The organism is Micromonospora peucetia, from assembly GCF_900091625.1.
GTDB lineage: Bacteria > Actinomycetota > Actinomycetes > Mycobacteriales > Micromonosporaceae > Micromonospora > Micromonospora peucetia.
Genome location: NZ_FMIC01000002.1, coordinates 6,134,491 through 6,145,755, shown reverse-complemented (window position 1 = coordinate 6,145,755; position 11,265 = coordinate 6,134,491). Strand labels below are relative to the sequence as shown.

At 75.7% G+C, this 11,265-nt stretch carries 1 protein-coding gene; it reads left to right on the top strand.

Features of this window, described 5'->3' with window-relative positions; all coding sequences use genetic code 11:
- Positions 1–41: 41 nt before the first annotated feature.
- Positions 42–11,222, top strand: a complete 11,181-nt coding sequence (locus tag GA0070608_RS27475; RefSeq protein WP_091631568.1) for a type I polyketide synthase — start codon at positions 42–44, stop codon at positions 11,220–11,222.
- The last annotated feature ends 43 nt before the right edge of the window (positions 11,223–11,265 follow it).

Here is an 11,265-nt window from a genome sequence, read left to right as displayed (position 1 = left end):
CCGCCCGCGCAACCTGTGGTGTTACGAGAAAGCGAGATGTCATGGCGGACGAAGAGCGGCTGCGCGAATACCTGACGCGGGTCGTCGCCGAGCTGCACCAGACCCGCCAACGGCTTCGCGAGGTCACCGCCGAGGAGTCCGAGCCGGTGGCGATCGTGGCGATGAGCTGCCGCTACCCGGGCGGCATCAACTCGCCCGAGCAGCTCTGGCAGTTCGTCTCGTCCGGCGGGGACGCCATCGGAGACTTTCCCACCGACCGGGGCTGGGACCTGGAGCGGCTCTACCACGCCGACCCGGACAAGGCCGGCACCTCGTACACCACCTCGGGTGGGTTCCTGCACGACGCGGGACGGTTCGACGCCGCGCTGTTCGGCATCTCGCCGCGCGAGGCGGTCGCCATGGACCCGCAGCAGCGGCTGCTGCTGGAGGTCACCTGGGAGCTGTTCGAGCGGGCCGGCGTCGCCCCGCTGTCGCTGCGCGGCAGCCGCTCCGGTGTCTTCGTCGGCACCTCCGGCCAGGACTACGCCGCCGTGCTGCACCGGGCGCCCGGCGTCGAGGGGTACGTGCTGACCGGAACCGCCGCCAGCGTGGTCTCCGGCCGGCTGGCGTACACGTTCGGGCTGGAGGGCCCCTCGGTCACCGTGGACACGGCCTGCTCGTCGGCGTCGGTCGCCATCCACCTCGCCTGCCAGGCGCTGCGCCAGCGGGAGTGCGGCCTGGCACTGGCCGGCGGCGCGACCGTGCTGGCCACCCCCGGCCCGTTCGTGGAGTTCTCCCGGCAGCGCGGCCTCGCCGCCGACGGGCGGTGCAAGTCGTTCGCCGCGTCGGCCGACGGCACCGGCTGGTCCGAGGGCGTCGGCATGCTGCTGCTGGAGCGGCTGTCCGACGCCCGCCGCAACGGCCACCCCGTGGTCGGGATCATCCGCAGCTCCGCGGTCAACTCCGACGGCGCGTCCAACGGGCTCACCGCCCCCAACGGCCCGTCCCAGCAGCGGGTCATCCGGCAGGCCCTGGCCGGCGCGAGGCTCACCCCCGACCTGGTCGACGTGGTGGAGGCGCACGGCACCGGCACCACCCTCGGCGACCCGATCGAGGCCCAGGCCCTGCTCGCGACCTACGGCCAGGAGCGGGGCGACGCCGCGCCGTTGCTGCTCGGCTCGATCAAGTCGAACATCGGCCACACCCAGGCCGCCGCCGGCATCGCCGGAGTGATCAAGATGGTGCAGGCGATGCGGCACGGGATCGTGCCGGCCACCCTGCACGTCGACGAGCCCACCCCGCACGTGGACTGGGCAGCCGGAGCGGTCACCCTGGTGACCGAGGCCACCCCGTGGCCGGCGGTGGACCGGCCACGCCGGGCCGCCGTGTCCTCGTTCGGGATGAGCGGCACCAACACCCACCTCATCCTCGAACAGCCCGAGCCGGCCCCCGCCGAGGCCGACCGGCCGGAACTCCCCGCGCCCGCACCGGTGCTGCTCACCGGCCGCACCCGCGGCGCGCTGCGCCGCCAGGCCGAGCGGTGGTCCCGGTACGTCGCCGACGACGCGGCCCTGCGACCGGCCGACGTCGCCTGGACCTCGGTGGTCTCCCGCTCGCCCCTGGAACACCGGGCGGTCGTCCTCGCCGACGACACCGACGGCCTGCTCACCGCCCTGCACGCCCTCGCCGACGACCGGCCGGCACCCGGCCTGGTCACCGGCGCCTCCGCCGAACGCGGCGGGGTCGCGTTCCTCTTCTCCGGCCAGGGCGCCCAGCGCGCCGGCGCGGGCCGGGAACTGTACGAGGCGTACCCGGTCTTCGCGGAGGCGCTCGACGAGGTCTGCGCCCACCTCGACCACCGGCTGCCCCGGCCGCTGAAGCCGCTGCTGTTCGCCGGGCCCGGCACCGACGAGGCGGCCCTGCTCGACCAGACCGTCTTCACCCAGGCCGCACTGTTCGCCGTCGAGGTGGCGCTGCACCGGCTGCTCGGCTCCTGGGGGCTGACCCCCGACCTGGTCGCCGGGCACTCCGTCGGCGAACTGACCGCCGCTTACGTGGCAGGCGTGTTCACCCTCGACGACGCCTGCGTCCTCGTCGCCGCCCGGGGCCGGCTCATGCAGGCCCTGCCCGCCGGCGGCGCGATGCTCGCCGTCGCCGCCGACGAGGCCCGGGTCGCCGAGTCGATCGCGGAGCTGACCGACCGGGTCGCCGTCGCGGCCGTCAACGGCCCCACCGCCGTCGTCCTCTCCGGCGACGGCGCGGCCATCGACGAACTGGCCGAACTCTGGACCGCCCGGGGGGTGCGGGTGCGGCGGCTGCGGGTCAGCCACGCCTTCCACAGCCCGCTGATGGAGCCGATGCTCGCCGAGTTCGCCGCCGTCGCCGCCGGCCTCGACCTGCGCGCCCCCACCCTGCCGGTGGTGTCCAACCTGACCGGCGAACTGGCCGACCCGGCGCAGCTCAACGACCCCGGATACTGGGTGCGGCACGTCCGGGAGGCGGTCCGCTTCGCCGACGGCGTGCGCGCCCTGCGCGCCCACGGCGTCGGCACCTTCGTCGAGGTCGGTCCCGACGCCGTCCTCACCGGCACCATCCAGGAGACGCTCGCCGAGGCCGCCGACGCCGCCCCCACCGTGGTCGTGTCGGTGCTGCGCCGGGACCGCCCGGACCGCCGTACCCTGCTCGCCGCCCTCGCCCAGCTCCACGTCGCCGGCACGCCGGTGCGCTGGGCAGACCTCTTCGCCGACCGGCCCGGCCGACTCGTCGGCCTGCCCACCTACCCGTTCGAGCGGCAGCACTACTGGGTGCCGGCCGAGGCGCCCGCCGACGGGGCCGCCGCCGGGACCGGCGCGCTCGACCGGCGGTTCTGGGAGGCCGTCGAACGGGCCGACCTCGACGTGCTGCGGGACACCCTCGCCGTCGACGACGAGGCAGCCGCCGAGTCGCTGCGTACCCTGCTGCCCGTCCTCGCGGACTGGCGGCGGCAGCGGCAGGAACACTCCGCGCTCGACGGCTGGCGGTACCGGGCCGACTGGCAGGTGACCCCCGAACCCGTCCCGGCCCGGCTGACCGGCACCTGGCTGCTGGCACTGCCAGCCGACGGCGCCGACGACCCGGCCGCGGAGACCGTCCGGGCGGCGCTGACCGGCGCCGGCGCCAGCCTGCTGCCGCTGACCGTCGACCCGGACGCCGACCGGGCCGGCCTCGCCGAGTCCCTTGCCGGCGCCGACCTCGCCGGCGTCGTCTCCCTGCTCGCCGGGGAACCCTCCACCGCCGGCGGCACCGGCCTGCCCGGCCTGGCCGCCACCCTCGCGCTCGTGCAGGCGCTCGGCGACGCCGGGTTGGACGCCCCACTGTGGCTGGTCACCCGGGGCGCGGTCGCCGCCGCCTCCTACGACCGCGTCACCGACCCGGCGCAGGCCGCGATCTGGGGCCTCGGCCGGGTGGTCGGCGTCGAGGCCCCACACCGCTGGGGAGGCCTGGTCGACCTGCCGCCCCGGGCCGACGACCGGACCGCCACCCGGCTCGCCGCGATCCTCACCGGATCGACCGGCGAGGACCAGCTCGCCGTACGCGGCCCCGGCGTCTTCGCCCGCCGTCTGGTCCGCGCCGCCGTCGGCGACCGCCCACCGGCACGCCGGTTCGCGCCCACCGGCGCCGCGCTGATCACCGGCGGCACCGGCGGGCTCGGCGCCCGGGCCGCCCGCTGGCTCGTCGGCGCCGGAGCCGAACACGTCGTGCTGGTCAGCCGGCGCGGACCGGACGCCCCCGGCGCCGCCGAACTGGAAGCCGAGCTGACCGGCCTCGGCGCCCGGGTCACCGTCGCCGCCTGCGACATCGCCGACCGGGCCGCCGTCGCCGACCTGCTCGACCGGGTCGAGGCCGACGGCCCGCCGGTGCGCACCGTCGTGCACGCCGCCGGCATCGCGCAGGCCACCCCGCTGGCGGACGTCACCCCGGCCGAACTGGCCGAGGTGACCGCCGGCAAGACCGCCGGCGCCACCCACCTCGCCGACCTCCTCGCCGACCGGGAGCTGGACGCCTTCGTCGTCTACTCGTCCATCGCCGCCACCTGGGGCAGCGGCGGTCAGGTCGGGTACGCGGCCGGCAACGCCTACCTGGACGCGCTCGTACAGCAGCGGCGGGCCGACGGTCGGGCCGGCACCGCCATCGCCTGGGGACCCTGGTCCGACGGCGGCATGCACGCGGCCGACGCCGAACGGAACCTGCGCCGTCGGGGCCTGCCCGCCATGGACCCCACCGTGGCCATGGGCGCGTTGCGGCAGTCCCTCGACCACGACGACGTCACCGTGACCGTGGCCGACGTCGACTGGGCCCGGTTCGCGCCCGCGTACGCCTCCGCCCGGCGCCGGCCGCTGCTGGAGGGCGTACCGGAGGCTCGGGCCGCCCTCGACGGCGGCGCCCCGGTCGACGACGGCGAGGAGGGCACGGCGGCGGCCCTGCGCCGACGCCTGGTCGGGCTGACCGCCGCCCGGCGGGAGGAAACCGTCGCCGACCTGGTCCGGGAACTCGCCGCCGACGTGCTCGGCCACGACGGCGGGGCCGCCGCCATCCCGGCGACCACCGCGTTCCGCGACCTCGGCTTCGACTCGCTGACCGCGGTGGAGCTGCGTAACCGGCTCGTCACCGCCACCGGGCAGGCGCTGCCCACCACGCTGGTCTTCGACCATCCGACCCCGGCCGTGCTGGCCCGGTTCCTGCTCGCCGGCCTCTTCGACGCCGACGCCGGGTCGGCCCACGTCGCCACCCCGGCCGCCGTCGACGACGACGAGCCGGTGGCCATCGTCGCCATGGCCTGCCGCTACCCCGGCGGCGTCGACGACCCCGAGCGGCTGTGGCGCCTCGTCGCGGACGGCGTCGACGCCATCGGCGACTTCCCGACCGACCGGGGCTGGGACCTCGACCGGCTCTACGACCCCGACCCGGCCAACCCCGGCACCACCTACGCCGACAAGGGCGGCTTCCTGCACGGGGCGGCGGAGTTCGACCCGGGCTTCTTCGGGATCTCGCCGCGTGAGGCGGCGGCGATGGACCCGCAGCAGCGGTTGCTGCTGGAGGTTTCGTGGGAGGCGGTCGAGCGGGCAGGGGTTGAGCCTGGGGCCCTACGGGGTTCGCGAACAGGGGTGTTCGTGGGCACCAATGGTCAGGACTATGGGGCCCTGCTGATGGCTGCGGGGGACCAGGCCGAAGGGTTCGGGGCCACGGGCAACGCCGCGAGTGTGGTGTCGGGTCGGGTGGCGTACGCGTTGGGGTTGGAGGGGCCGGCGGTGTCGGTGGACACGGCGTGTTCGTCGTCGTTGGTGGCGTTGCACCTGGCGGTGCAGTCGCTGCGGCGCGGCGAGTGCGACCTCGCCCTCGCCGGCGGAGTCACGGTCATGGCCACCCCCGGTACCTTCTTCGAGTTCTCCCGGCAGCGTGGCCTGGCCGCCGACGGCCGGTGTAAGGCGTTCGCGGCGGCCGCGGACGGCACAGGCTGGGGCGAGGGCGTCGGCGTGCTGCTGGTGGAGCGGCTGTCGGACGCCCGGCGCAACGGCCACGAGGTGCTGGCGGTCGTGCGGGGGAGCGCGGTGAACCAGGACGGTGCCTCCAACGGCCTGACGGCGCCGAACGGGCCGTCGCAGCAGCGGGTGATCCGGCACGCCCTCGCGGGTGCCCGACTGAGCACCGCGGACGTGGACGTCGTGGAGGCGCACGGCACGGGCACGACGCTCGGCGACCCGATCGAGGCGCAGGCGCTGCTCGCCACCTACGGGCAGGACCGGGAGGGGCACGAGGCGCTGCTGCTCGGCTCGATCAAGTCGAACATCGGGCACACCCAGGCCGCCTCGGGCGTGGCGGGTGTGATCAAGATGGTGCTGGCGATGCGGCACGGGATGGTGCCGGCGACGCTGCACGTGGACGAGCCGTCCCCGCACATCGACTGGTCCGCCGGCGCGGTCGAGTTGGCGATCGAGTCGCGGCCGTGGCCGGCGGTGGACCGGCCGCGTCGTTCGGCGGTGTCGTCGTTCGGCATGTCCGGCACGAACGCCCACGTCATCATCGAGCTGCCCGACGAGCCGTCCCACGAAGACGCGGCGGGCGACGCCGGAGCGGGCCCGGCACTCGTGGCGTCGGACATCGTGGTGTGGCCGGTGTCGGCGCGGTCGAAGACCTCACTGGCCGGTCAGGCGGCCCGCCTGGCGGAGTTCGTGGGTGGGCGTGGCGAGGTGGATCCGGCGGCGGTGGGCTGGTCCCTCGCGGCGACCCGGTCGGTGTTCGACCAGCGGGCCGTCGTGGTCGGTGCCGGTGTGGCGGACCTGCTGGCGGGGCTGGACGCGTTGACGTCGGGGTCGCCGGCCGGCAACGTGGTCGCCGGCACGGCCTCGTCGCACGGTGCGGGCCCGGTCTTCGTGTTCCCGGGGCAGGGTGCGCAGTCGGCGCGGATGGCCGCCGGCCTTGCCGGCCGTACACCGGTGTTCGACGCGCGCCTGGCCGAGTGCCAGCAGGCCCTGGCCCCGTACCTGGACGTCGACCTGGTGTCGGTGTTGACAGGTGAGGACGAGTCGTGGTTGGAGCGGGTCGAGGTCGTGCAGCCGGTGCTGTGGGCCGTCGGCCTCGCTCTGGCGGCGGTGTGGCAGCACGCCGGGGTGACCCCGGCTGCGGTGATCGGGCACTCGCAGGGTGAGATCGGTGCCGCGTGCGTGGCCGGCATCCTGTCCCTGGAGGACGCGGCGAAGGCGGTCGCGTTGCGGTCGCGGGCCCTGACGGTGCTGCGCGGTACCGGCACGATGGCCTCGGTGGACCTGTCCGCCGAGGCGGTGGCCGAGCGGTTGGCCGCGTTCCCGGGTGTCGGGGTGGCGGCCGTCAACGGTCCGTCGACGGTGGTGGTGTCGGGCCCACCGCAGCCGGTCGCCGACCTGGTCGAGGCGTGTCAGGCCGACGGGGTGCGGGCGCGGTTGATCCCGGTGGACTATGCGTCGCACTCGGCGGCGGTGCAGGACGTCGCGGAACGGTTGCGTGCCGACCTGGCTGACGTCAGCCCACAGCAGGGTCACATCCGGCTGGTGTCGACGTTGACCGGGGACTGGGTCGACCCTGCCTCGATGACGGCGGACTACTGGTACGAGAACCTGCGGCAGACCGTGCGGTTCGACCCGGCCGTCCGCGTCGCCATCGAGGCGGGCCACACGACGTTCGTGGAGATCAGTCCGCATCCGGTGCTGGCGATGCCGGTGACGGCGATCCTGGACGACGCCGGCGTCACCGGGCACACGCTGGGCAGCCTGCGGCGCGGCGACGACGATCCGACGCGGCTGCTGACCAACCTGGCCACCGCGCACACCATCGGCCTGCCCGTCGACCTGACCACGGTCCTCGCCGGGACCGGCACCGTCACACTGCCCACCTACGCCTTCGACCGGGGACGCTTCTGGCTGGAGGCGCCCGCCCACCGGGTGCGCGACGTCGGCTCCGCCGGTCTCCAGGACGCCGGGCACCCGCTGCTCAGCGCGGCCGTCCCGGTCGCCGACGACCGGACCGTGGTGCTGACCGGGCGGCTGTCGGTGCGTACCCACCCGTGGCTGGCCGACCACGCCGTCGGCGGGGCGGTGATCGTCCCGGGCACCGGTGTCGTCGACATGGTGGTCCGGGCCGGCGACGAGGTCGACGCCGGCCAGGTGGGCGACCTGACCCTGATCAGTCCGCTGGTGCTCCCGCCGGCCGGCGCGGTGCAGGTGCAGGTGCGGGTCGGTCCGCCGAGCGACACCGGCGAGCGGACCGTCACCGTGCACTCCCGTCCCGAGGCGAACGGCGACACCGAGTGGACCCGGCACGCCGAGGGCCTGCTGCTGCCGCACCTTCCCGCCCGGACGGTCGTACCGGCTCAGTGGCCGCCGGCCGACGCCGTGGAGGTCGACGCCGACCTGGACGCCTGGTACGCCGAGATGGCCGAGGGCGGCCTCGGCTACGGCCCCGCCTTCCGGGGTCTGCGCCGGGTGTGGCGCGGTGACGACGAGGTCTACGCCGAGGTGGCCCTCCCCGACGAGGCGACCACCGACGCGTCCCGGTTCGGGCTGCACCCGGCCCTGTTCGACGCGGCCCTGCAGGCCAGCGGCGTCACCGGGCTGCTCGGCGACCCGACGGACACCTCCGGTACGGGCTGGCTGCCGTTCGCCTTCCGCTCGGTCGCCCTGCACGCCCACGGCGCCACCCGGTTGCGGGTGCGGCTGCGGGCGCTCAGCCCGGACACCGTCGCGGTGGCCCTCGCCGACACCGCAGGCCAACCCGTCGCCACCGTCGAGTCGCTGACCTTCCGCCCAGTCTCCGCGGGTCGGGCCGACGAGGCCGCCGCCCTGCTGCGTACCTCGGTGTTCCACCTGGACTGGACGCCGCTGCCGGCCGGCGACGCGATGCCGGGAGGCACCCGCTGGGCGCTGCTCGGTGACGACACACTCGGCCTCGCCGGAACGCTGGCCGCCGCCGGGCACCCGGTTCGGGGCCACGCCGACCTGGCGACGCTGGTCGCCACGGTCGAGGAGTCCGGGGACGTACCCGACGTGGTGCTGGACCTGCGGTCCGGCGTGGACGCGGACCCGGACCGGGCCGACGAGGCCGCGCACGACGCGGCCCGGGAGGCGCTCGCGCTGGTGCAGGGCTGGCTCGGCGAGCCCCGACTGGAGCAGGCCCGGCTGGTCCTGCACACCCGGGGTGCGGTCGGCGCCGCTCCCGGCGAGGCCCCCCGCGACCTGGCCCGGGCCACCCTGTGGGGGCTGGTCCGCTCGGCGCAGTCCGAGCACCCCGGCCGGTTCACGCTGCTCGACACCGACGACGCCACCGCCTCTCTGGCAGCGGTTCCGGCGGCCGTCGCCTCCGGCGAGCCGCAGCTCGCGATCCGCGACGGTGCGCCGCTGGTGCCCCGGCTGGCCCGGGCGCGGGACGCCGGAGCGCTGTCGCTGCCCGCCGACGAGGTGCCCTGGCGACTGGACGTCACCGAGAAGGGCACCCTGGCGAACCTGGCCCTGCTGCCCGCCCCCGAGGTGACCGGGGACCTGCCGGCCGGCCACGTCCTGGTCGGGATGCGCGCCTCCGGGCTGAACTTCCGGGACGTGGTGCTGGCTCTCGGCATGGTTCCCGACCAGGAGGTACTGGGTAACGAGGGTGCCGGCGTGGTGCTCGGCGTGGGGCCGGGGGTCACCGACCTCACGCCCGGCGACCGGGTGATGGGCATCTTCTCCGGCTCGTTCTCGTCGGCCGCGGTCACCGACCGCAGGCTGCTCACCCGCATCCCCGACGGCTGGTCGTACCCGGATGCCGCCGCGGTGCCCGTGGTCTTCCTGACCGCCTGGTACGGCCTGGTGGAACTGGCCCGGTTGCGCGCCGGGGAGTCCGTGCTCATCCACGCGGCGGCCGGCGGAGTCGGTATGGCCGCCGTGCAGATCGCCCGGCACCTCGGCGCGGAGGTCTACGGCACGGCCAGCCCCGGCAAGTGGCCGGCACTGCGCGCCACCGGGTTCGACGAGACGCACCTCGCCTCCTCCCGCAGCCTCGACTTCGTCGACGAGTTCTCCGACCGCACCGGCGGGCGGGGCGTCGACGTGGTGCTCAACGCGCTCAGCGGCGAGTTCGTGGACGCGTCGCTGCGGCTGCTCGCCGAGGGCGGCCGGTTCGTCGAGATGGGCAAGACCGACAAGCGGGACCCGCGGCACGTCGCCGCCGAGCACCCGGGCGTGAGCTACCAGGTCTTCGACCTCATCGAGGCCGGCCAGGACAGGATCGCGGCGATGCTGGGCGAGCTGATGGCGCTCTTCGCAAGCGGTGCGCTGCGGCCACTGCCCCGGCGCACCTGGGACGTCCGGCGCGCCCCAGAGGCGTTCCGCTTCCTCAGCCAGGCCCGGCACGTCGGCAAGCTCGCCCTGAGCATTCCGCAGGCGCCCCGGCTCGACGGCACGGTCCTGGTCTCCGGGGCGACCGGCACCCTCGGCGCGTTGCTCTGCCGGCACCTGGTCACCGCGCACGACGCCCGGCAGCTGCTCCTGGTCAGCCGGCGCGGTCCGGACGCCGAGGGCGCCGACGAACTGCTCGCCGACCTCAAGGCGCTCGGCGCGGACGTGTCGATCGTCGCCGCCGACCTGGCCGACCCGGACGCCGTCGCGGACGTGCTGTCGATGGTGGACGCCCGGCATCCGCTGCGCGCGGTCGTGCACGCCGCCGGCGTCCTCGACGACGCCACCGTCGAGTCGCTCACCCCGGAGCGTCTCGACGCGGTGCTGCGGCCCAAGGTCGACGTGGCCTGGAACCTGCACCGGGCCACCCTCGCCCACGAGCTGACCGCGTTCGTGCTCTTCTCCGCCGCCGCCGGCGTGTTCGGCGGCCCGGGCCAGGGCAACTACGCCGCCGGCAACGCCTTCCTCGACGCCCTCGCCGAGCACCGGCGGGCCCTCGGCCTGCCGGCGGTCGCGCTGGCCTGGGGCCGCTGGGCCCAGGCCAGCGGCATGACCGGGCACCTCGACTCGGCCGACATCCGCCGGCTCGACCGGGGCGGCATGGCCGCTCTGGCCAACGACGAGGCCCTCGCCCTGTTCGACGCGGTCTGGCGCTCCGAGCGGGCGGCCCTGATGCCCGCGAAGATCATCACCGGGGTGGCGGGGGCCGGGGCTCCCGTCCACCCGCTGCTGGCGAAACTGGTCCGCCCTGCCGGCCGCCGGGCCGCGGCCGGCGAGGCCGCCGAGGGGCAGGCGTACGCCGAGACGCTGCGCGGCCTGCCCGACGACAAGCGGGCGCGCGTGCTGCGCGACCTGGTGCTGTCGCACGTGGCGGTCGTCCTCGGCCACGGCGACCCGGCCGGCATCGAGCCGACCCGCGCGTTTCGGGAACTCGGCTTCGACTCGCTCACCGCGGTCGAGTTGCGCAACCGGCTCGGCGCGGCCACCGGGCTGCGGCTGCCGGCGACGCTGGTCTTCGACAACCCGACGCCGACGGCGCTCGCCGACCACCTGGCCGGGCAGTTCGCCCCGGTGGCCACGACAGCGGACCGGTCGGCGGGCCGGGAACTCGACCGACTGGAGGCCGCACTCGTCGGTCTCGACCCCACCGACGACGAGTTCCGCCGGATCACCGACCGGCTGCACGGCCTGCTGGACCGGCTGGCCGAGCGGCAGGCGGACGCGGACGGCGACGACGACCTGGAGTCGGCAACCGCCGAGAACATCTTCGACCTGATCGACCGCGAGCTGGAGACGTCGTGACGCCCAGCCGCAACGACATCGGCATGCCGAGTGAGGTAGGTCC

Coding starts and splice junctions, on each gene's coding strand:
- GA0070608_RS27475 (WP_091631568.1), top strand. CDS start 42: ATGGCGGACGAAGAGCGGCTGCGCGAATACCTGACGCGGGTCGTCGCC.